Source organism: Streptomyces sp. NPDC033216, from assembly GCF_055577115.1.
In genome coordinates this window covers 348,877-371,441 of record NZ_JBVIQK010000006.1, presented here as the reverse complement: position 1 = coordinate 371,441, position 22,565 = coordinate 348,877, and the positions used below count along the sequence as shown (strand labels likewise).

The window sequence follows — 22,565 nt, the reverse complement described above, 5'->3', positions numbered from 1 at the left end:
GCGGTGAACTTCGACAGGTAGTGGCTGTAGGGCAGCACGGCGTGCGACTGGGCGTCGAAGAAGTTGCCGTACCAGACACCCAGCAGGCCCAGCAGCAGCGGGGCGTTGGCCTCGGCGGGCGCGGTGCGGAAGTGGTCGTCGACGATCCGGAAGCCGTCGAGCATCTCGCGGAAGCGGTCCGGGCCGATGGCGATCATCAGGGACAGGCCGATCGCCGAGTCGAACGAGTAACGGCCGCCGACCCAGTCCCAGAACTCGAACATGTTGGCCGTGTCGATGCCGAAGCCGGTGACCTTCTCGGCGTTCGTCGACAGGGCGACGAAGTGCTTGGCGACGGCGGCCTCTTCCCCGCCGAGCGCGGCCAGCAGCCAGGTGCGGGCGGACGTCGCGTTCGTGATCGTCTCGATCGTGGTGAACGTCTTCGACGCGATGATGAACAGCGTCTCGGCCGGGTCCAGGTCCCGGGTGGCCTCGTGCAGGTCGGCGCCGTCCACGTTCGACACGAAGCGGACCGTGAGGTCGCGGTCGGTGTAGCTGCGCAGCACCTCGTAGGCCATGGCGGGGCCGAGGTCGGAGCCGCCGATGCCGATGTTGACCACGTTGCGGATGCGCCTGCCGGTGTGGCCGGTCCACTCGCCGGAGCGGACGCGCTCGGCGAAGCCGGCCATCCGGTCGAGGACGGCGTGCACCCCGGGCACGACGTTCTCACCGTCCACCTCGATCACCGCGTCGCGCGGGGCGCGCAGCGCGGTGTGCAGGACCGCCCGGTCCTCGGTCGTGTTGATCTTCTCGCCGCGGAACATGGCGTCCCGCAGACCGAAGACGTCGGTGGCGGCCGCCAGCGCGCGCAGCAGCCGCAGCGTCTCGTCGGTGACGAGCTGCTTGGAGTAGTCGATGTGCAGGTCCCCGACCCGCAGTGTGTACCCGCTGCCACGCCCGGGGTCGGTGGCGAACAGCTCACGCAGCTGCACCTCGCCGAGTTCCTCACGGTGCTTGGCCAGAGCGGTCCACTCGGGCGTCTGGTTGAGCCTCGTACGGCCGTCTGCGTTCATGTCGGACCCAGCCCTCTTTTCTCACCTGTCCGTGCCGCGCATCTTGTCCCGCTGCGTTCCCAACCTAATTGATCAGCGTCGGACGCGAGCTGTCGTAGGGCCGTCCCGCGGTGCGACAACAGGTACGTCCGCGCGGCCCGCGGGTGTCAGCGGGAGGGCCGAAAGGGTGAAGAAGGCGGAGCGGGGGTGGAGCGCCGCGGGGCGCACGGACGGCCCACTCGGCGGCGGTCGGCCCGCCGGCGCGCGCGACGGGTGCGCGGTACAGGTGCGGCCAAGTGCCTGGGGCACCTGGCCGGTACTCAACTCCTAGATCTCGCCCCGCAGTTTGGCGAGCGCCTCGGCGAGGATCGCCTCGCCGTCCGCGTCGCTGCGCCGCTCCCGCACATAGGCGAGGTGCGTCTTGTAGGGCTCGGTGCGCGGCGGTGCCGGGGGGTTGTCCCGGTCCTGGCCGGCCGGGAAGCCGCAGCGCGGGCAGTCCCAGGTATCGGGTACCTGCGCGTCGCTGGCGAAGCTGGGCTGCGTCTCGTGCCCGTTGGAGCACCAGAAGGAGATGCGCAGACGCGGCGCGGACTCGCCGCGCTCGGCCTCGCCCATCGGCCCCGCCCCGACCCGGCTTCCTCGGATCGCGTTGCCACTTGCCACGGTCGTAACTCCCTGCGTGATGGTGCCGCAAAGCGAGTCGGCGTTTCGCTTCACTGCGAGCGCCTCAGTCTACGTAAGGCCCAACGCACGTCCAGTGATTGGAGCTACAACCCCCCACACGTAGACGCAAGCCCCATGATAGGCCGCGCTCAGCTGCGCGTACCGAACATGGGGCCATACGTACGGAATGTGTGCCTGCGACGGGCTTTTCAGCCGTTCGTCTTGATCAGGATGCCGAGGACGATGATGCTCGCGAACCAGAGCAGACCGATCACGACGGTGATGCGGTCCAGGTTGCGCTCGGCGACCGAGGAGCCGCCGACGGAGGACTGCATGCCGCCGCCGAACATGTCGGAGAGACCGCCGCCCTTCCCCTTGTGCATCAGCACCAGCAGCATCAGCAGCAGGCTGAAGACGATCAGGGCGATCGAGAACCCCAAAACCACGGCTGGACCAACTTCCTCGGATTCGGATGACGACGGGGGCACAGCTTCTGCGCTGTGCCCCCGCAAGGGTACGACGGATCGCCGCTACCGCCTACTCACAGCCAGGTCACTGATCGCGGAAGCGCACGATCTTGACGAACTCCTCGTGGTCCAGCGAAGCGCCGCCGACCAGCGCGCCGTCGATGTCGGCCTGCGCCATGATCTCGGCGACGTTGCCCGACTTCACGGAGCCGCCGTACTGGATGCGGACCTTGTCGGCCACGTCCTGGGAGTACAGCTCGGCCAGCTTCCCGCGGATGGCGGCGCAGACCTCCTGGGCGTCCTCGGCGCCGCAGACCTTGCCGGTGCCGATGGCCCACACCGGCTCGTAGGCGATCACGATCGTCTCGGCCTGCTCGGCCGGGACGTCCTTCAGACCACCCTCGACCTGGGAGAGGGTGTGCGAGACGTGGTTGCCCGCCTCGCGGACGTCCAGCTCCTCGCCGACGCACAGGATCGGGGTGAGGCCGTGCTTGTAGGCGGCCTTGACCTTGGCGTTCACCTGCTCGTCGGTCTCGCCGTGGTACTGACGGCGCTCGGAGTGGCCGATCGCGACGTAGGTGCACCGCAGCTTGGCGAGCATCGGACCGGAGATCTCGCCGGTGTAGGCGCCGCCGTCCTGCGCGGAGATGTCCTGGGCGCCGTACTTGATCTTGAGCTTGTCGTGCTCGACCAGCGTCTGCACGGAGCGCAGGTCGGTGAAGGGCGGCAGGACGGCGACCTCGACGGCCTCGTAGTCCTTGTCGGCCAGGGCGAAGGCGAGCTTCTGGGTGTGGGCGATGGCCTCGAGGTGGTTGAGGTTCATCTTCCAGTTGCCCGCCATCAGCGGCGTACGGGTGCTCATGCGGGGTCAGTCCTCCAGTGCGGCGAGGCCGGGGAGCGTCTTGCCCTCGAGGTATTCGAGGGAGGCGCCGCCGCCGGTCGAGATGTGGCCGAATGCGTTCTCGTCGAAGCCCAGCAGGCGGACGGCCGCGGCGGAGTCGCCACCGCCGACGACCGTGAAGGCCGGTGAGTCGAGGAGGGCCTGGGCGACCGCCTTGGTGCCCTCGGCGTAGTCGGGGTGCTCGAAGACGCCCATCGGGCCGTTCCAGAAGACGGTGGCGGCGTCGGCGAGCTTCGAGGCGTACAGCTTGCGGGTCTCGGGGCCGATGTCCAGTCCCAGCTGGCCGGCGGGAATGGCGTCCGCGGCGACGGTCTCGGGGTGCGACGGCGCCTTGGTCTTCAGGTCCGGGAACGCGGTGGAGGTCAGCACGTCGACGGGGAGGACCAGCTCGACGCCGTTCTTCTCCGCCCGCTCGACGTACTCCTGGACGACCGGGATCTGGTCCTCCTGGAGCAGGGAGGCGCCGACCTCGTACCCCTTGGCCTTCAGGAAGGTGAACACCATGCCGCCGCCGATGAGGAGGCGGTCCGCCTTGCCGAGCAGTTGGTCGATGACGGCGAGCTTGTCGGAGACCTTGGAACCGCCGAGGGCGACGACGTAGGGCCGCCGTACGTCCTCGGTGAGCTTCTTCAGGACGCCGACCTCGGTGGCGATGAGGTAGCCGGCGGCGTGCGGCAGCCGGGCCGGGAGGTCGAAGACCGAGGCGTGCTTGCGGTGGACGGCACCGAAACCGTCACCCACGTACACGTCGGCGAGTTCGGCCAGCTGGTCGGCGAAGGCTCCGCGCTCGGCGTCGTCCTTGGCCGTCTCGCCCGCGTTGAAGCGCAGGTTCTCGATGACGGCGACCTGGCCGTCGGTCAGGCCCGCGACGGTGGAGCGGGCGGAGTCGCCGACCGTGTCGGTCGCGAAGGCCACGTCGGTGCCGAGGAGTTCACCCAGGCGTGTGGCGGCCGGGGCGAGCGAGAAGGCCGGGTCCGGGGCCCCCTTGGGGCGGCCCAGGTGCGAGGCGACGACCACCTTGGCGCCCGCGTCCGCGAGGGCCTTGACGGTCGGGAGGACGGCGCGGATACGGCCGTCGTCGGTGATGGTGCCGCCGTCCAGCGGCACGTTGAGGTCGGCGCGGACGAAGACCCGCTTGCCGGCCACGCCTTCGGAGAGGAGTTCGTCGATCGTCTTCATGTAAGGGGCTCCCAGGAGGGCTCGTGTTGCTCCGTGATCGTAGACAGGGCCGATCCGCACGCGAGGCAGGGCCCGGACGGCGCGTCCCCGCGCCGTCCGGGCCCTGCCTTCACATCGAGGTGCCTGCTCTGTCGATCAGAGCTGGTTGCCGACGAAGACCGTCAGGTCGACGAGGCGGTTGGAGTAGCCCCACTCGTTGTCGTACCAGCCGAGGATCTTCACCGAGTTGCCCTCCTGGACCATGGTCAGGGAGGAGTCGAAGGTGCAGGAGGCCGGGTCGCCGACGATGTCGGAGGAGACGATCGGGTCCTCGGTGTAGGACAGGTAGCCCTTCAGGTCGCCGTCGTCGGCGGCCTTCTTGAAGGCCGCGTTGACCTCGTCCTTGGTGACCTCGCGCTGGAGGGTCACGACCAGGTCGGTGGCCGAGCCGGTCGGGACCGGGACGCGCATCGCGATGCCGTCGAGCTTGCCCTTGAGCTGGGGCAGGACCAGGGCGGTGGCCTTGGCGGCACCCGTCGTGGTCGGGATGATGTTCTCGGCGGCGGCACGGGCGCGGCGCAGGTCCGAGTGCGGGAAGTCCAGGATGCGCTGGTCGTTGGTGTACGCGTGGACCGTCGTCATCAGACCCTTGACGATGCCGAAGTTCTCGTCGAGGACCTTGGCCATCGGCGCCACACAGTTGGTGGTGCAGGAGGCGTTGGAGATGACGTGGTGGTTCGCCGCGTCGTACTTGTCCTGGTTGACGCCCATCACGATGGTGATGTCCTCGCCCTTGGCCGGAGCCGAGATGAGGACCTTCTTGGCGCCGCCGGCGATGTGCTTCTCGGCGTCGTCCTTCTTCGTGAAGATGCCCGTCGACTCGATGACGATGTCGACGCCGAGGTCGCCCCACGGAATGTCGGCGGGGTTGCGCTCGGACAGGACCTTGATGGTGTGGCCGTCGACGGTGATCGTGTCGGCGGTGTGCGACACCTCGGCCTTCAGACGGCCCAGGATGGTGTCGTACTTGAGCAGGTGAGCGGTTGTCGCGGTGTCACCCAGGTCGTTGACAGCCACGATCTCGATGTCAGCACCCTGCTCCAGCAGCGCGCGGAAGTAGTTACGACCGATGCGGCCAAAGCCGTTGATGCCTACGCGGATCGTCACGAACCGATCTCCTCGTTGGTACGCCGGCCATGAGGTGCCGGCGAGCTGTATTTGGGATGTCCCCGACCACCCCCGACCCTACCTCTCCCAGGCCGCCGGGGTGACATCGACTTCGCCCATACCCGGCGAGGCGGCCCGTACCCACCAGTAGGGGTACGGACCGCCCCGCCGCGAAGGGCCGATCACCCGATTCGGTCACCCTGCGTCGTCTGCCCTTGACCGCCGCGTGCCATTCGGTGCCGGTCGACGTCAGTCGTCAAGTGAGTCGAGGGCCTTTCCGATGAGCGCGGCTCGGTCGGCCGCCGCGGCGACGTGCTCCAGACCGAAGCCCAGCAGCACCGTGTCGTCGGTGGTGACCGCTCCGTAGGTCTGGAACAGCGTGCCGGTGCGCGCCCAGTCCTTCAGGACGGCCGGGCTCCCCGGGGGCGGTCCGGCGGCCTGCCAGGCGCCGAGGGAGGTCTCGAAGCCCTCGGTCCGGGTGGCGGTGCCTCCGACGACGAGCGAGGCGTCGTCGGCGAGGACGCCGTGGCCGCCGCTGCCCGGGTCGGTGACGTAACTGAGGGAGACCTCGACGGACTTCCCGGCGTAGGCGCTCAGGTCGAAGTTCACCTGCTGCCAGCCGCTGGAGGCTCCGGTGAGGGCGTTCCACGAGCCGGTGGTGCCGCTCGCGGTGCACTCGTTCGCGGTCAGGGTCAGGTAGTGGCGGAGCTGGGGGTGTTCCCCGATGTAGTACCCGGCCCCGCACTCGGCGGGTACGGCGGTCCCGGTGGCGCCGCCCGCCTCGGGCAGCGTCGTCCAGTCGTCGGCCCCGACCGTGTGGATCTCGACCAGCGCGTTGTCGTAACCCGGTTCGGTGTCCCACAGCAGCTGGGTGCGCAGGGCGGGCCGGTCGGCGGCGGTGACGCCGGTGAGGTCGATGGTGCGGGTGAGTCGCTTGTAGGCGTCGTCGGTGTGGACGGCGGCCGCCATGGACGTGCCCGCGTAGGGCCCGTACGGGTTCACGGTCCCGGCGAACTGCCCCGCGCCCGCGCTCGCGAACTGCGGATACGTGGCGGCGGGCAGCTCGTCGGAGGTGACGCCGTAGGTGCCGGCCCGGTCCAGCGGGTTGCCGGGAGCGCCGGCGAGCAGGCCGGTGTACCCGTCGAGGGCTCCGGAGCCGGTGAATCCGGTGGCGCCGGGGGTGGACGTACGGGAGTAGGCGCCCAGGTAGTACTGGCTGAAGTCGTTGGACGGAGTGCCGTCGCCCAGGTCGACGTTGCCGCCGGCCAGTTCGCCGGCCTCGATGAGCTTGCCGCCCTCGTTGAGGAAGGCGCGCAGTTCCAGCTGGGTCGGGTTGCCGGGGACGCTCGCACCCGTGTAGTGGACGACCGTGCCGAAGTGGCTCAGCACGCCGAGCGCGTCGGGCGCGCCCTGCGCGGCCACGTCCCAGACGACCGCTCGGCGGCCGTTGGCCTTCAGCGCGTCGACGTACGTCCGCGCCCGGGTGGCGGTCGCGCCCTCCTCGGCGACGACGAGGACGTCGGCCCGCGGCCGTTCGGCGACGGTGTAGGTGAAGTGCGGGCTGGCTACCTTCTTGCCGCCGCTCGTCTCGCCGGTGAACCACACCTCTACCTTGTCGCCGGGTTCGCCGTCCTGGACCTTCGCCCGGTACTCGTCGTAGAAGAGGTTGTCCTCGCCGCCGAAGGTCTCGCCGCCCTTCCAGGGCTTGAGCGCCTGGTCGTAGGTGCGGCCTCCGTTGACGCGGTACCTGAGTTCCTTGTCGCGGATCGCCTTCCGTACGACGACGGAGACCTCCTGGTCGGCGCCGCGCGAGTACGACGTGGTGAAGCCGGCCGGGGTGAAGTCGGCGGCGCTCAGGCCGATGGAGGACTTCGGCCGGTCGGGGCGGGCGGCGCTCTCGGCGACGGACAGCGCGAAGGGGATGTTCTTCTCGAACTCCTGCTGGATCAGCTTCTCGTCGTCCGGGAAGTTGAACACCGACTGGCAGTCGGCGGCGTTCCACTGGTCGTCCGGGGAGAGGTTCGAGACCGTCTGGCAGGTCGACATCTCGGGGGTGAACATCGCTGTGCCGTTGACGTTGGAGGCGTGGCCGTCGGCCTCTCCGTTGGTGGTGTACAGCTCCGAGGAGACCTGCGGGCGGTAGCCGGGGACCGCGGAGTTCTCCGGGGTGCCCGCCAGCGCCCTGTACGCGACGTCGTCGGGGGTGTCGGTGGCGACCTGCCAGCCGACGCCGTAGAGGAGGAGTTCCGCCGCGGAGTGGTAGTTGATGCCGTAGGCGAAGCCGATGCGCTTCTCGAAGGCGTCCAGCGCCTTGGTCTCGGGCTCGGAGTTCGGGCCCGCGCCGCGGTAGGTCTGACTGGTGGGGTTGGGCGACGAACCCTCGTCGTCGTAGCCCCACTTGTAGGCGAAGTTGCGGTTCAGGTCGACGCCGTCGCCGGTGCGGATCTCACCGTCGGCGTTGACGTCCCGCAGGTTCTTGCGCCACAGGCGGTTCGCGGGGTCCTGGAAGGTGTAGTCGTAGCCGTCGGGGTTGGCCGACAGGACGAACCACAACTCGGTCGAGTCGACGAGCTTCTTGATGCGCTGGTCGGTCCGGTAGCTGTCGAGATAGTGGTGCATCAGCCGCCGGGTCATCTCCGGGGTGATCCACTCGCGCGCGTGCTGGTTGGACATGTACAGCACCGAGGGCTTGGAACCGTCCTCGGACCTCTTCGCGTTCTTCGTGAGCTTGAGTGCGAGGATGTCCTGGCCCCGGACCGTCTTGCCGATGGAGACGACCTTGGTGAGACCGGGGTTGCGCTGGGCGGTGCGGAGGATCTCCTCCTTGAGGCCGCCGCTGCCGCTGTACGGCCGGAACACTCCGTCGGCCGCGGCTGCCACGCGGTTCTCCGCCTTGGCCGAGAGGGTGTGCTCGGTGAGCGGGACGCCCTGCTTCTCGAGCTTCCGCGCCTGGTCGTCGGTGAGGTACACCTCGACGGTGGCGGTTCCCTGTTCGGGTGCCTGCTCACTGAGTTCGTGGCCGTCCTGACCGGCCGCCAGAAGCAGGGGTACCTGCTTCTTGGTGACCTCGGCGCGGAAGACCTTGACCTCGTCCGCGTCGGACGTGTCGGAGGAACTTCCGGGCTGCGCCTGGGCGATGGGTGCGATGCTCGCTCCGCCTATCAGGAGCGCGCCGACAGCGAGGATCGATCTCGCTCTACGTCTCATGAACCCCCCTTGCGTGAGTCCGCCACAGCAGCGAACACAGTCAGGCTCATGACTGTTCATGATCGAGTCAAGGGTGCGTCAAGAAGGGGCCATGGATCGCGAGTTGCCGTCGGCGCGGGCGTTCCGGAAGCGGGAAGGCCGGTGCCGACGGCCCCCTGGGGGCACCGGCACCGGCGCGCCGTCGAACCGTGGCAACCGGCCCCGGACCGACCGGAGCGGCCGCCGACCAGACCCGAACCGACCGACCCCGGACCGACCGGAGCGGCCGCCGACCAGACCCGAACCGACCGACCCCGGACCGACCGGAGCGGCCGCCGACCAGACCCGAACCGACCGGCCCCGGACCCGACCGGAGTGGCCGCCGACCGGTTCGAACCGACCGGCCCCGGACCGACCGGCGGATCGAGCATGTCGGGGTTGGCCCGCCGGGCTGCCTCCACCGAGCCGGATCGGGCGCCCAGCCCGTCGGACCGTCGGTCCTCGGGCTCTCGGGGCGTCCGGCCTCGCGGCTTCCGGCCGTGGGTCCTTCGGGCCGCCGGGGCGCCGGGCCGTCCGGCATTCGGGCGCCCGGCCTTCAGGGCGTCGGGACCGACCAGACGCCCAGCCACCGGGCCACCCTGCCCGCGCGGTGCTCGGCCCACCAGGTGGTCGGCCAGCCGGACCCGACCAGGCGCCCGGCCCGCCAGGCCGCCGTCCGACCGAGCCCGCAGGTCCTCAACCCACCAGGTTGTCGGCGAGCTCCTCGCTGAGGTTGGCGTCGGTGCCCGGGATGCCGAGGTCCGAGGCGCGCTTGTCGGCCATCGCGAGGAGCCGGCGGATCCGGCCGGCGACCGCGTCCTTGGTCAGCGGGGGGTCGGCGAGCGCGCCCAGCTCCTCCAGGGATGCCTGCTTGTGCTCCATGCGCAGCCGGCCGGCCGCGGCGAGGTGCTCGGGCACCTCGTCGCCGAGGATCTCCAGGGCACGCTGGACACGGGCCCCGGCGGCGACGGCGGCACGCGCGGAGCGGCGCAGGTTGGCGTCGTCGAAGTTGGCGAGACGGTTCGCCGTGGCGCGCACCTCACGGCGCATCCGGCGCTCCTCCCAGGCCAGCACCGACTCGTGGGCGCCGAGGCGGGTGAGCAGCGCGCCGATCGCGTCGCCGTCGCGGACCACGACCCGGTCGACTCCGCGCACCTCACGGGCCTTGGCGCCGATCGACAGCCGACGGGCGGCGCCGACCAGCGCGAGCGCGGCCTCGGGACCCGGGCAGGTGACCTCCAGGGACGAGGACCGGCCGGGCTCCGTGAGCGAGCCGTGCGCCAGGAAGGCCCCTCGCCAGGCCGCCTCCGCGTCACAGGTGGCGCCGGAGACCACCTGCGGGGGCAACCCGCGGATGGGGCGCCCGCGGCCGTCCACGAGGCCGGTCTGGCGGGCCAGCTGGTCACCGCCCGCGACCACCCGTACGACGTAACGCGAGCCGCGGCGCAGACCGCCGGGCGCCATCACGATCAGCTCCGAGCTGTGGCCGAAGATCTCCAGAATGTCCCGCTTGAGCCGACGGGCCGCCATCGCGGTGTCCAGCTCCGCCTCGATCACAATCCGCCCGCTCACCAGGTGGAGGCCGCCGGCGAACCGCAGGATGGCGGAGACCTCCGCCTTCCTGCAGCAGGTCCGGGTGACGGGGAGCCGGGAGATCTCGTCCTTCACCGCTGCCGTCATCGCCATGGGCCGATCCTTCCATGCATCCGAAAAATACGGTCGTACGCGGCGGCCAACAGCTCCGGGTCGTGCCTCGGGGTCCCATCGGGCCGGGCGACCGGCGCCAGCTCGACCGCGGCCCCGAAACGTTTGGCGGCATCGGTCAGGGAGTCGCGGTCGGGCACGGCGGCCTCGTCGGCCAGCACCACGTCCAGGGCGAGTTTAGGGGCGTGTCGTCCCAAAACCTCCAAATGACGCTGCGGGGAGAAGCCCTCGGTTTCTCCCGGTTGCGGCGCGAGATTGAGGGAGAGTACCCGGCGTGCCTTGGTCTCGGTGAGCGCGTCCAGCAGTTCGGGCACCAGCAGGTGCGGAATGACCGACGAGAACCAGGAGCCGGGGCCGAGCACCACCCAGTCCGCGTCGAGGACGGCTGCCACCGCCTCGGGGACGGCCGGCGGATCGGACGGCACGAGGTGCACCGACTGGACCTCGCCGGTGGTGAGCGCGACGGTCGCCTGCCCGCGCACGGTGTCGACGTCTTCGGGGCGGTCCGGATCGTGCCCCTTGACCAGCGCCTGGAGTTCCAGCGGCACGGCGGACATGGGCAGCACGCGTCCCTGTGCGCCCAGGAGCTTGCCGACCAGGTCCAGGGCCTTGACATGGTCGCCGAGCTGCTCCCACAGGGCGACGATCAGCAGGTTGCCGACGGCGTGGCCGTTGATCTCGCCCTGCGACTGGAAGCGGTGCTGGATGACCCGGGCCCACGTCTGGCCCCAGTCGTCGTCACCGCACAGGGCGGCCAGGGCCTTGCGCAGGTCGCCGGGCGGCAGTACGCCCAGCTCGTCGCGCAGGCGCCCGCTGGAACCGCCGTCGTCGGCCACGGTGACGACACCGGTGAGGTCGCCGGTGATCCGGCGCAGTGCGGTGAGCGAGGCGGACAGACCCATGCCGCCGCCGAGGGCGACGACCTTGGGCTGGGTGCCGCGGCGGCGCGGTTTGCCGCCGCGGGCCTCGACCGGCCGGCTCGTGCGCCCCGCCGGCGCCATTCTGCGCAGCCGGCCCAGCCGCGGAGTACGTCCTGTCATTCCCGTCCCATGTCCCGGTGCACGACCACCGTCTCCACGCCCTCGGCCGCGAGGCGCGCGGCGAGCTTCTCCGACATCGCGACCGAGCGGTGCTTGCCGCCCGTACAGCCGACCGCGATGGTCACATAGCGCTTGCCCTCCCGGCGGTAGCCCGCGGCGATCAGCCGGAGGAGTTCGGCGTACCGGTCGAGGAACTCCTTGGCTCCGGGCTGGTTGAGGACGTACGCGGAGACCTCCTCGTTGAGCCCGGTGAAGGGGCGCAGTTCCGGGACCCAGTGCGGGTTGGGCAGGAAGCGCATGTCCACGACCAGGTCGGCGTCCACGGGAAGGCCGTACTTGAAGCCGAAGGACATCACGGTGGCCCGCAGCTCGGGCTCCTCGTCGCCGGCGAACTGCGCGTCCATCTTGGCGCGCAGCTCGTGCACGTTGAGGCTGGAGGTGTCGATCACCAGGTCGGCGTCGCCGCGCAGCTCACGCAGCAGTTCGCGCTCGGCGGCGATGCCGTCGACGATGCGGCCGTCGCCCTGGAGGGGGTGCGGGCGGCGCACGGACTCGAAGCGGCGCACCAGGGCGTCGTCGGAGGACTCCAGGAACACGATCCGCCGGGTGACGCCCTTGGCCTCGAGGTCGGCGAGGGACTCGCGGAGGTTGTCGAAGAAGCGGCGGCCCCGTACGTCGACGACCACCGCGATCCGCGCCACGTTGCCCTGGGAACGTGCGCCCAGCTCCACCATGGTGGGGATCAGCGCGGGCGGGAGGTTGTCGACGACGAACCAGCCGAGGTCCTCCAGACACTTGGCGGCCGTCGAGCGGCCGGCCCCGGACATGCCGGAGATGATCACCAGCTCTGGGATGGCCGCCTCGGGGATCCCGGGCGGCGTGACGTCGGTACTCACCTGTGCTCCGTCTTCGTGACCTGCGGTGTGTGCGGCGCTGGGGGCGTCCGCGGGGTGTTCGGCCCCGGCGGGGCCCGCGTCGCGCTGGGGGTGGTGCCGGGGGCGGTCCTCGCCCGTCCGGCTGTGCGCCTGCTGCGGGGCGGCCTCGGCGGGCGGCGCGGGCGGCGCCGTGGGCGTCGGTTCTGGCTTCGGTGCGGGTCGTGCCTCGTGCTCGGTCATGTCTCCTGCCCCCGTCGGTCTTCCGGGACGCCCGCGGCCACGGGCTCCCCGGGGGAGCCCGTCGTGCCGGGCTCCTCCTCATCCATGATCTCTCCGGTCGCCGTGTTCACGGCGGGTGCGGGCGGAGCCGCCTGGGCGAAGGCCGCGACGATGGTCTCGGCCGTCTTTCGACCTATGCCGGGCACCTCGCAGATCTGGTCGATCGTCGCGGAACGCAGCCGTTTCATCGAACCGAAGTGCTTGATGAGTGCCTGCTTGCGCGTCTCGCCGAGTCCCGGCACGTCGTCCAGCGGGCCGGCGCGGAACCGCTTGGCCCGCTTGGTCCGCTGATAGGTGATCGCGAAGCGGTGGGCCTCGTCACGGACCCGCTGGAGCAGATAGAGGCCTTCGCTGGTGCGGGGCAGGACGACCGGATCGTCGTCGTCCGGCAGCCAGACCTCCTCCAGGCGCTTGGCGAGGCCACAGACGGCGATGTCGTCGATGCCCAGCTCGTCCAGCGCCCGCTTGGCAGCCGCGACCTGGGGCTGTCCGCCGTCGACGACGACCAGCTGGGGCGGGTAGGCGAACCGCCTGGGCCGGCCGTCGTCCTCGGTGAGACTGCTGGCCACCGGGCCGTCGACGGCCGCGACTCCGGCTCCGGCTCCGGCTCCGGCTCCGGCTCCGGCTCCGGCGGAAGTCTCGGCGGAACCGTCCGTGGCGTCCGCGTCGCCGTCGCCCCACTCGCCCGTCCGCTCCTTGTCGGCGAGGTAGCGGCGGAAGCGGCGGGTGATCACCTCGTGCATGGAGCGCACGTCGTCCTGGCCCTCGAAGCCCTTGATCTGGAAGCGGCGGTACTCACTCTTGCGGGCCAGGCCGTCCTCGAAGACGACCATCGAGGCCACGACGTCGTCACCCTGGAGGTGCGAGATGTCGTAGCACTCGATCCTCAGCGGGGCGCTGTCCAGGTCCAGGGCCTCGGCGATCTCCTCCAGCGCGCGCGAGCGCGTGGTGAGGTCGGAGGCGCGCTTGGTCTTGTGCAGGACGAGGCCGTGCTGGGCGTTGCGCTCCACGGTCTCCATCAGGGCCCGCTTGTCACCGCGCTGCGGGATGCGCAGGGAGACGTTGGATCCGCGGCGGGCGGTGAGCCACTCCTGCACCGGCTCCAGCGGATCGGGCAGGGCGGGGACCAGGACCTCCTTGGGCACCGCGTCGCCGGTCTCCTCGCCGTAGAGCTGCTGGAGGGCGTGCTCGACGAGGGCGCCGGTGGTGATCTCCTCGACCTTGTCGGTGACCCAACCGCGCTGGCCGCGGACGCGTCCGCCACGGACGTGGAAGATCTGGACGGCGGCCTCCAGCTCGTCCTCGGCGACCGCGATCAGATCGGCGTCGGTCGCGTCGGCGAGCACGACCGCGTTCTTCTCCATGGCCTTCTTCAGGGCCTCTATGTCGTCGCGCAGGCGGGCGGCCCGCTCGTACTCCATCTCCTCGGCCGCGTCCGTCATCTGCTTCTCCAGACGGCGGAGGTAGGTGCCGGTGCGGCCGGTCATGAAGTCGCAGAACTCGTCCGCCAGCTCCCAGTGGTCGTCGGGAGTGATCCGGCCGACGCAGGGCGCGGAGCACTTGCCGATGTATCCGAGCAGACAGGGGCGGCCGGTGCGGGCGGCGTTCCTGAAGACGCCGGCCGAGCAGGTGCGGACCGGGAAGACCCGCAGGAGGAGGTCGACGGTGTCCCGGATCGCCCACGCGTGCGCGTACGGGCCGAAGTACCTGACGCCCTTCTTCTTGTGCCCGCGCATCACCTGCGCGCGCGGGAACTCCTCGTTCATCGTCACCGCGAGGTACGGGTAGCTCTTGTCGTCGCGGTACTTGACGTTGAACCGGGGGTCGTACTCCTTGATCCACGAGTACTCCAGCTGGAGCGCCTCGACCTCCGTGGACACCACGGTCCACTCCACGGACGCGGCCGTGGTGACCATGGTGCGGGTGCGCGGGTGGAGGCCGGCCAGGTCCTGGAAGTAGTTCGCCAGGCGCTGGCGCAGGCTTTTCGCCTTTCCGACGTAGATCACCCGGCGGTGCTCGTCGCGGAATCGGTACACCCCGGGAGAGTCGGGGATCTGTCCCGGCTTGGGGCGGTAGCTGGAGGGGTCGGCCATGTCTCACACCCTACTGGCGCGCGGTGACAGTCCGACGGGGCTGTGGACAACGGTGCGTGGAGAGTCCGGGAAGGGGGCGCCCACTCGGCCACGGCCGCGCCGCGTTGCCGCGGCCACTGTTGTCGGGACTTTGTCAACGCGCTTCAATGCGGGGGAACTCCGGGCGGTGAACCAGGCGCCACGGACGTGAAGGCGCGCCCCTCGTCACGGGGCGGCCCGGTCACCCGCGCGAACGGTCCGACCAGCCGTCGCGAGCATTCACAGAAAGGCCCCTGCATGCCGCAGGCCCCACAGCACGCGGACGCCGACGCGCTCACCGTCACGGAGACCGACACGCAGTCCTCCTCCGGTGGCACCGGCGCCGAACTGGACACGGTTCTGCGAGGCGGCCCCTTCCACGTCGCCCTGCGGGCCGCGATCGCCGCCCGCGGGCTGCCCCTCCAGCGCGTCCAGCACCATCTGTCGCGGCACGGGGTCAAGCTCGGCGTCACGAGCCTGAGCTACTGGCAGCAGGGGGCCCGGCGCCCGCAGCGTCCGGAGTCGCTGCGGGCCGTACGGGCCCTGGAGGAGATCCTCCAGCTGCCGGACGAGTCCCTGATCCGGCTGCTCGCGGAGACCGAGGAGAAGGCGGCCGCCGGGCGGCCGACCGGACGTAGCTACCGGTCGTTCCTGGAGGCCTCGGACGTCCTGGACAAGCTGCTCGTCGAACTGGAGTGCCCGCTGGACGACGGGCTGCACACCCTGGGCCACCATGAGCGGGTCCGTGTCGGGGCGTGCCACGAGCTGCTGGAACGCGAGTCGCAGCACATCGTGCGCGCCCACCGCGACGGCGTCGACCGTTTCGTCGCCGTCCACCACGGAGACCCCGGCTGCGTCCCGGAACGGATGACCGTGCACGCCCTGGAGAACTGCCGGACCGGCCGCGTCCGCCGGCACCACGGCACCGGGGTCCTCGTGGCCGAGCTCCTCTTCGACACCCGCCTGCGCGCCGGTGACACCTTCCTCTTCGGCTACGGCGTCGAGGACGGCACCGCCGGGGTCTCCCGCGAGTACGTCCGCGGCTTCGGCGCCCCGGGCGGCCAGTACGCCCTCCAGGTCCGGTTCGACGAGAACGCCGTGCCGGTGCGCTGCCACCGCTTCACGCGGCAGTCCGCGGCGGCCCCGCGCGGCGCACGCCAGGAACTCGTCCTGAGCCGCCGCCACCGATCCGTGCACCTCGTGGAGCCCCGGGTACGGTCGGGCATGGTGGGCATCGGGTGGGACTGGGAGTGAAGGGACGGCCGGCTCACCGGTGGGTGCCGACCGGGCCGGGCGGCGCGCGGGTCAGGAGGCGGGCCCCGACACGATCCTGCCGTGCTCGGTCCTGACCGGGAGTTCGTTCAGCGGTTCGGTCGCCGGTTCCCGCAGCACCTCGCCGGTCGCGGCGTCGAACTCGCTGCCGTGGCAGGGGCAGATCAGAGTCGTCCCTTCAAGCTTGTTGATGGGGCAACCCGCGTGCGTGCAGATCGTGCTGTACGCCTTCAGTGCACCGCTCGCGGACCGGCTGACCACCACGTTGTGGTCCCGGTAGAGCTTGGCTCCCCCCTTCGCGACCTCGCCGTCCGCCCCCAGCTCGACGGGCGCGGTCGGCGTGGCGGGCGCGGTGGTCCCACCGGTCGGGGAACAGGCGGCCAGACCGAGCCCCGCGGCAGGCGCGAGGGCCGCTCCCCGCAGGACGGTACGGCGGGTCGCTGACGGGCGGGCGGGCATGCGGACTCCAGGGTTCGGGGCGGCGGAGGCAGGGGCCGGCCGTGGGGGACGGCCGTGCGGCACGCGGCCGGCGGGCCGCTGCCCCGCGCACGATACCGGGAGGGACCACACCGGACGGCGGCGGGTTGGCACGAAATGCCACGGGTTGCGCCGGGCCCCGCGAAGGGAGGGGCGGGGTTGTGCGGACGGGAACGCTTGCGTCAGCGTGGACGTCCACCGCCCGATGGGAGACCACGCCCGGACCCCGGGCTCGTGCGACGCTTGGCCACCGAGAGCCCGAGTGGTGCGCTCGCCGAGCCACCGGAGAGAGGAACGCCCGTGATCGTCGTCGCCGGTGAGGCCCTGATCGACCTGGTACCGCAGGGCTCTGGCGCCCTCGCGGCTCTACAGCCGGCCCTCGGCGGCGGCCCGTACAACACGGCCGTGGCCCTCGGCCGGCTCGGCTCCCCCACCGCCTTCTGTTCCCGCACGTCCCACGACGCCTTCGGCGAGGCGCTCCTCGGCAGGCTGCGGGACTCGGGGGTGGACGTGTCGGCGGTGCAGCGCGGCGCGGAGCCGACCACGCTCGCGGTCGCCACGCTCGACGGGGACGGCTCGGCCGCCTACTCCTTCTACGTCGAGGGCACCGCCGACCGGCTGTTCACCGCCCCGGCCGGCCTGCCCTCCGCAACGCGGGCGGTGTCCTTCGGCACCTGCTCGCTCGTCCTGGAGCCGGGCGCGAGCGCGTACGAGGAGCTGATGCGTACGGCGGCGGCGCAGGGGCTGTTCACCGCCCTGGACCCGAACATCCGCCCGGGTCTGATCCCTGACGCCGACGCCTACCGGGCGCGCTTCCGGAGCTGGCTGCCCTCGGTCTCCCTGCTGAAGCTCTCCGAGGAGGACGCCCTCTGGCTGGGCGGCACCCCGCGCGACTGGCTGGCCGCCGGACCCTCCGCCGTCGTGATCACGTACGGCGGTGACGGGCTGACCGCCTTCACCCGGGACGGATCCGTGTACGCGGTGCCCGGCGAGAAGGTCGACGTCGTGGACACCATCGGCGCCGGCGACACCGTGAACGCGGCACTGCTGCACGCCCTGTGGGTCCAGGACGCCCTGTCGCCGGCGGTCCTCGCGGACCTGGGCCGTGACGGCTGGGAACGGCTGCTGCGCTTCGCGGCCCGCGCGGCGGCCATCACCTGCTCGCGGGCGGGCGCGGAACCGCCGTACCCGTCCGAACTCGGCGAGCTGTGAACGGCCGACGCCCCGCGGGGAGTTATCCGCGGGGCGCCGGCCCACGTCCTTGTCGGCCCACTTCGTTGTCGGCCCACTGCCGTGTCGGCCCTACTTCCGTGTCGCCTTCTTCGCGCCCGTCGCCTTGGTCGTGGCCCCGGCGGCCTTCTTCGTCGCCGTGCTGTCGGCGGTGGCGGTCGTCCTGGCCGTCGCCGTCTTCCTCGTCGTGGTCCTGGCCGCGACCGCCTTCTTCGCCGCCGTCTTGCGCGGGGCCTTGACCGGCGGCGCGTCGCTGACGCGGTCGCCGAGGACCTCGCGCAGGAACTTGCCGGTGTGGCTGGCCGGGACTCCGGCCACCTCCTCCGGCGTTCCCTCGGCGACGACGATGCCGCCGCCCGCGCCGCCCTCGGGACCCATGTCGACGACCCAGTCGGCGGTCTTGATCACATCGAGGTTGTGCTCGATGACGATGACCGAGTTGCCCTTCTCCACGAGGCCGGAGAGGACCTTCAGGAGCTTGCTGATGTCCTCGAAGTGCAGACCCGTCGTCGGTTCGTCCAGGACGTAGACCGTGCGGCCGGTGGAGCGGCGCTGCAACTCGCTGGCGAGCTTGACGCGCTGTGCCTCACCACCGGACAGGGTCGTCGCGGACTGGCCGAGGCGGACGTAGCCGAGACCGACGTCCTTGAGCGTGTTGAGGTGGCGGGCGATCGCGGGGACGGCCTCGAAGAACTCGGTCGCCTCCTCGATCGGCATGTTCAGGACGTCGGCGATGGACTTGCCCTTGTAGTGGACCTCCAGGGTCTCCCGGTTGTAGCGGGCACCGTGGCAGACCTCGCACGGGACGTAGACGTCCGGGAGGAAGTTCATCTCGATCTTGATGGTGCCGTCGCCCGCGCAGTTCTCGCAGCGGCCGCCCTTGACGTTGAAGGAGAAGCGGCCCGGCAGGTATCCGCGGACCTTCGCCTCGGTGGTCTCGGCGAACAACCTGCGGACGTGGTCGAAGACGCCGGTGTAGGTCGCCGGATTCGATCGTGGGGTGCGGCCGATGGGCGACTGGTCGACGTGGACGACCTTGTCGACGAGGTCGTCGCCGTCCACGCGCGTGTGGCGTCCCGGCACGTTCCTCGCGCCGTTCAGTTCGCGGGCCAGGTGCGTGTACAGGATGTCGTTGACCAGCGTCGACTTGCCGGAGCCGGACACGCCCGTGACCGCGGTGAAGACGCCCAGCGGGAAGGAGACGTCGATGTCCCGCAGGTTGTTCTCGCGGGCGCCACGCACCGTGAGCTGCCGTGCCGGGTCGCGCGGGCGCCGGATGTCGGGCAGCGGGATGGCCTTCTTGCCGGACAGGTACTGCCCGGTCTGTGACTCGTCGTTGGCGAGCAGCTCCTTCAGGGAGCCGCTGTGCACGACCTTGCCGCCGTGCTCACCGGCGCCGGGGCCGATGTCGACGATCCAGTCGGCGACCTTGATGGTGTCCTCGTCGTGCTCGACGACGATGAGCGTGTTGCCCATGTCGCGCAGTCGGACGAGGGTCTCGATCAGCCGGTGGTTGTCGCGCTGGTGCAGGCCGATGGACGGCTCGTCGAGGACGTACAGCACGCCGACGAGGCCGGAGCCGATCTGGGTGGCCAGGCGGATGCGCTGTGCCTCGCCGCCGGAGAGCGTGCCGGCGGCGCGGTTGAGCGAGAGGTAGTCCAGGCCCACGTCGACCAGGAACCGCAGTCGCTCGTTGACCTCCTTCAGTACGCGCTCGGCGATCTTCTTGTCACGCGCGTCGAGCTTCAGCTCGCCCAGGAAGTCCGCGCAGTCGCTGATCGACATCCCGGAGACCTCGGCGATGGACTTCCCCATGACCGTGACCGCGAGGACGATCGGCTTGAGGCGGGTGCCCTCGCAGGTGGGGCAGGGCACCTCGCGCATGTAGCCCTCGAAGCGCTCGCGGCTGGCGTCGCTCTCCGCCTCGCTGTGCCGGCGCTTCACGAACGGAACGGCGCCTTCGAACGGCGTCGTGTACACGCGCTCGCGGCCGTACCGGTTGCGGTAGCGGACCTCGATCTGCGTCTTGTGGCCGTGGAGGAGGGCCTTCCTGGCGCGCTGCGGCAGCCCGGCGAACGGGATGTCGGTGCGGAACCCCAAGGCGTCCGCGAGGGCCCCGATCAGGCGTCCGAAGTAGTCCTTGGTGTGCCCGTGGGACCAGGGGTGGATGGCGCCCTCGTCGAGCGACTTGTCCGGGTCGGGGACGATCAGTTCGGGGTCGACCTCCATGCGCGTGCCGATGCCGGAGCAGTCGGGGCAGGCGCCGAAGGGCGAGTTGAAGGAGAAGGAGCGGGGCTCCAGCTCCTCGAAGGAGAGGTCGTCGTACGCGCAGTACAGGTGCTCGGAGTACATGCGCTCGCGCTCGGGGTCACCCTCGGGCAGGTCGACGAAGTCGAGCACCACCATGCCGCCGGACAGGCCGAGGGCCGTCTCCACGGAGTCGGTGAGCCGGCGCTTGGCGGACTCCTTCACCGTGAGGCGGTCGATGACCACCTCGATGGTGTGCTTCTCCTGCTTCTTCAGCGTGGGCGGATCGGAGAGCTGGACGGTCTCGCCGTCCACCCGCGCGCGGCTGTAGCCCTTGGTCTGGAGGTCGGCGAACAGGTCGACGAACTCGCCCTTGCGCTCGCGGACGAGCGGCGACAGCACCTGGAAGCGGCTGCCCTCGGGCAGCTCCAGCACCTTGTCGACGATGGCCTGCGGCGACTGGCGCGAGATGGGGCGTCCGCACTCGGGACAGTGCGGCTTGCCGATGCGCGCGAAGAGCAGACGCAGGTAGTCGTAGACCTCGGTGATGGTGCCGACCGTGGAGCGCGGGTTGCGCGAGGTCGACTTCTGGTCGATGGAGACCGCCGGGGAGAGGCCCTCGATGAAGTCGACGTCCGGCTTGTCCATCTGGCCGAGGAACTGACGGGCGTACGAGGAGAGGGACTCGACGTAGCGCCGCTGCCCCTCGGCGAAGATCGTGTCGAAGGCCAGCGAGGACTTGCCCGACCCTGAGAGGCCCGTGAAGACGATGAGCGAGTCGCGCGGCAGGTCGAGCGAGACATTCTTGAGGTTGTGCTCGCGCGCGCCACGGACGATGAGACGGTCGGCCACGCCGGTCCGCACCTTTCTTGAGAGAAGTGACAGGGGCGGGGCCCCCGTCACTTCCAGACTAGGGGGAGCCACTGACAACGCCGGTCGGATTCACGGGGTGACAACAATCCCCTGCCCTCCAGCATGCCCGACGCCGCCATCGACCTTATAGCACGCACATTCGAATTGCGGGCATCGCCGACCACCTTCACCCGAAGGTGTGGCGGGGCTAGGGTCAGCACCATGATTGATCACGCTCATGACCTGGAGTCTGTACGTGACGCGACGGAGCGGCTCCTCACCGCGGTCGCCAAGCTGGACGACGCGTCCGTGACGCAGTCGTCACGCCTGCCCGGCTGGAGCCGCGGCCACGTTCTCGCCCACCTCGCCCGCAACGCCGACGCCCTGGTGAACGTCCTCCAGGGCCGTCCCATGTACGTGGACGCCACCGTGCGGGACGCCGACATCGAGCGGGACGCCCCGCGCGCCCTGGACGTCCAGCTCGCGGACCTCCGGGACAGCGCCGCCCGCTTCCAGGAGGCCGGCGCCGCCCCCGCCGACTGGTCGCGCACGGTCGAGCTGCGCAACGGCGTCACCGACGCGGCGGCGAGGGTGCCCTTCCGGCGATGGGCGGAGGTGGAGCTGCACCACGTGGACCTCGGGATCGGCCACGAGTTGGAGGATCTGCCGGAGGAGTTCCTCGTGCGGGAGATCGACTTCCTCGCGGAGCGGTTCGCCGGTCACCGCGACGTCCCGCCGACGCGTCTCACGGACGGCACGCGCGTGTGGCGCACCGGCCGGGAGGAGAACGGTCCGGAGGTGACCGTCACGGGCTCTGGCGCCGACCTTCTGGGATGGCTCGCCGGGCGCCGCGGCGGCTCCGCGCTCACCGTCGGCGGCGGGCCGCTCCCGGCCCTGCCCCCGCTATAGGCTGGCGGTCATGACGTACAGCGGAGAGGTGCGCGTCGGCGGTCCGGCGGACGTGCACGAGCTCAAGGACCTGATGATCACCAAGATCGCGGTCGGCCCCATGGGCAACAACGCCTATCTGTTGCGATGCCGGGCCACGGACGAGCAGCTGCTGATCGACGCGGCCGACGACGCCCGGACGCTGCTCGGCACGATCGGTGACGACGGCATCGCCTCCGTCGTCACCACGCATCGCCACCGAGATCACTGGCAGGCGCTCGCCGAGGTCGTCGCGGCCACGCGCGCGCGGACGTACGCCGGCCGGGAGGACGCCGAGGGCATTCCGGTGCCGACCGACGTCCTGCTCGACGACGGTGACGTGGTCCGGGTGGGCCATGTGCAGCTCACCGCGCGTCATCTCGTGGGACACACACCGGGCTCGATCGCCCTCGTGTACGACGACCCGCACGGACACCCGCACGTGTTCACGGGTGACTGTCTCTTCCCGGGCGGCGTGGGCAACACCCGCAAGGACCCCGAGGCGTTCGCCCGTCTGATCCACGACGTCGAGACGAAGATCTTCGACGTGCTCCCGGACGAGACCTGGGTCTACCCGGGACACGGCGACGACACCACGCTGGGCGACGAGCGCCCGCACCTGCCGGAGTGGCACGCCCGCGGGTGGTGAGTGCCGCCCGTACCTGCCGCGAGGGCCGTCGACGGCGTTTGCACGGCTCCCACGGGGCGCGCACGGTCGCGTGCGCGCCCCGCGTGAAAGCCGTGCCGACGGCTCGCGGGCGCCTCCCGCGCACCTGCTGACGCGGTCGACCGATGGCAGCCCCGCGCGGGACGACGGCTCCGGCACGGCACGGGCCGCCGGTCTGCGTCAGCCGCCCTCGGCCGACGGCCCCGGCGCGTTCTCGCCCCGGTGTTCACAAGACTGCAACACCCGTTCCCACCATGCGGGAAGACCCTCCT

17 protein-coding genes are annotated in these 22,565 nt (G+C 70.9%); 4 read left to right on the top strand and 13 right to left on the bottom strand.

The window, feature by feature from the left end; translation table 11 throughout:
• From pgi to uvrC, 11 genes are all read right to left on the bottom strand, one after another.
• Positions 1-1,052: glucose-6-phosphate isomerase (gene pgi / locus ACZ5Y0_RS15550; RefSeq protein WP_469129179.1), on the bottom strand; the 1,052-nt coding region annotated here is incomplete at its 3' end.
• Positions 1,053-1,358: 306 nt separating this feature from the next.
• Positions 1,359-1,694: an RNA polymerase-binding protein RbpA gene (locus ACZ5Y0_RS15545; protein ID WP_010352468.1), complete on the bottom strand. Its 336-nt coding sequence runs from the start codon at positions 1,692-1,694 to the stop codon at positions 1,359-1,361.
• Positions 1,695-1,903: 209 nt separating this feature from the next.
• Positions 1,904-2,140, bottom strand: a complete 237-nt coding sequence (gene secG, locus ACZ5Y0_RS15540) for a preprotein translocase subunit SecG (RefSeq protein ID WP_469129178.1) — start codon at positions 2,138-2,140, stop codon at positions 1,904-1,906.
• A 106-nt stretch (positions 2,141-2,246) separates the two neighbouring features.
• Complete coding sequence (tpiA, locus tag ACZ5Y0_RS15535; protein ID WP_469129177.1) at positions 2,247-3,023, bottom strand: triose-phosphate isomerase; 777 nt, start codon at positions 3,021-3,023, stop codon at positions 2,247-2,249.
• A 6-nt stretch (positions 3,024-3,029) separates the two neighbouring features.
• A complete protein-coding gene (locus ACZ5Y0_RS15530; protein WP_469129176.1) occupies positions 3,030-4,241 on the bottom strand; it encodes a phosphoglycerate kinase in 1,212 nt (403 codons plus the stop codon).
• Between the two features lie 135 nt (positions 4,242-4,376).
• The gene (gene gap, locus ACZ5Y0_RS15525; protein WP_469129175.1) at positions 4,377-5,387 is read right to left on the bottom strand and encodes a type I glyceraldehyde-3-phosphate dehydrogenase; all 1,011 of its coding nucleotides are present in this window, start codon (positions 5,385-5,387) and stop codon (positions 4,377-4,379) included.
• 249 nt (positions 5,388-5,636) lie between these two features.
• Entirely contained in the window at positions 5,637-8,594 is a 2,958-nt protein-coding gene (locus ACZ5Y0_RS15520; protein WP_469129174.1) for a M14 family metallopeptidase, read from the bottom strand.
• 714 nt (positions 8,595-9,308) lie between these two features.
• Complete coding sequence (gene whiA / locus ACZ5Y0_RS15515; protein ID WP_469129173.1) at positions 9,309-10,298, bottom strand: DNA-binding protein WhiA; 990 nt, start codon at positions 10,296-10,298, stop codon at positions 9,309-9,311.
• Positions 10,289-11,356 carry a gluconeogenesis factor YvcK family protein gene (locus tag ACZ5Y0_RS15510; RefSeq protein ID WP_469129172.1) on the bottom strand — a complete coding sequence of 356 codons (1,068 nt, stop codon included), beginning with the start codon at positions 11,354-11,356 and terminating at the stop codon, positions 10,289-10,291. The genes whiA and ACZ5Y0_RS15510 overlap by 10 nt, the downstream gene beginning before the upstream one ends.
• Positions 11,353-12,471: an RNase adapter RapZ gene (gene rapZ / locus ACZ5Y0_RS15505; RefSeq protein WP_469129171.1), complete on the bottom strand. Its 1,119-nt coding sequence runs from the start codon at positions 12,469-12,471 to the stop codon at positions 11,353-11,355. The genes ACZ5Y0_RS15510 and rapZ overlap by 4 nt, the downstream gene beginning before the upstream one ends.
• Positions 12,468-14,603: an excinuclease ABC subunit UvrC gene (uvrC, locus tag ACZ5Y0_RS15500; protein ID WP_469129170.1), complete on the bottom strand. Its 2,136-nt coding sequence runs from the start codon at positions 14,601-14,603 to the stop codon at positions 12,468-12,470. The genes rapZ and uvrC overlap by 4 nt, the downstream gene beginning before the upstream one ends.
• Positions 14,604-14,879: 276 nt before the next feature.
• Here uvrC and ACZ5Y0_RS15495 point away from each other — a divergent pair, with 276 nt between their 5' ends.
• On the top strand, positions 14,880-15,875 hold the full coding sequence (locus tag ACZ5Y0_RS15495; RefSeq protein ID WP_469129169.1) for a hypothetical protein: 996 nt from the start codon (positions 14,880-14,882) through the stop codon (positions 15,873-15,875).
• A 51-nt stretch (positions 15,876-15,926) separates the two neighbouring features.
• Here the strand turns inward: ACZ5Y0_RS15495 and ACZ5Y0_RS15490 are convergent, their stop codons facing one another.
• Positions 15,927-16,352 carry a Rieske (2Fe-2S) protein gene (locus tag ACZ5Y0_RS15490; RefSeq protein WP_469129168.1) on the bottom strand — a complete coding sequence of 142 codons (426 nt, stop codon included), beginning with the start codon at positions 16,350-16,352 and terminating at the stop codon, positions 15,927-15,929.
• A 318-nt stretch (positions 16,353-16,670) separates the two neighbouring features.
• Between ACZ5Y0_RS15490 and ACZ5Y0_RS15485 the strand changes: the two genes are divergently transcribed.
• A complete protein-coding gene (locus tag ACZ5Y0_RS15485; protein ID WP_469129167.1) occupies positions 16,671-17,582 on the top strand; it encodes a carbohydrate kinase family protein in 912 nt (303 codons plus the stop codon).
• A 90-nt stretch (positions 17,583-17,672) separates the two neighbouring features.
• Here ACZ5Y0_RS15485 and uvrA read toward each other — a convergent pair whose 3' ends face one another.
• A complete protein-coding gene (uvrA, locus tag ACZ5Y0_RS15480) occupies positions 17,673-20,699 on the bottom strand; it encodes an excinuclease ABC subunit UvrA (RefSeq protein WP_469129166.1) in 3,027 nt (1,008 codons plus the stop codon).
• 222 nt (positions 20,700-20,921) lie between these two features.
• Between uvrA and ACZ5Y0_RS15475 the strand changes: the two genes are divergently transcribed.
• The gene (locus tag ACZ5Y0_RS15475) at positions 20,922-21,608 is read left to right on the top strand and encodes a maleylpyruvate isomerase family mycothiol-dependent enzyme (protein WP_469129165.1); all 687 of its coding nucleotides are present in this window, start codon (positions 20,922-20,924) and stop codon (positions 21,606-21,608) included.
• A 10-nt stretch (positions 21,609-21,618) separates the two neighbouring features.
• Positions 21,619-22,275 (top strand): MBL fold metallo-hydrolase, encoded by a 657-nt coding sequence (locus ACZ5Y0_RS15470; RefSeq protein ID WP_469129164.1) that lies wholly within the window; start codon positions 21,619-21,621, stop codon positions 22,273-22,275.
• The last annotated feature ends 290 nt before the right edge of the window (positions 22,276-22,565 follow it).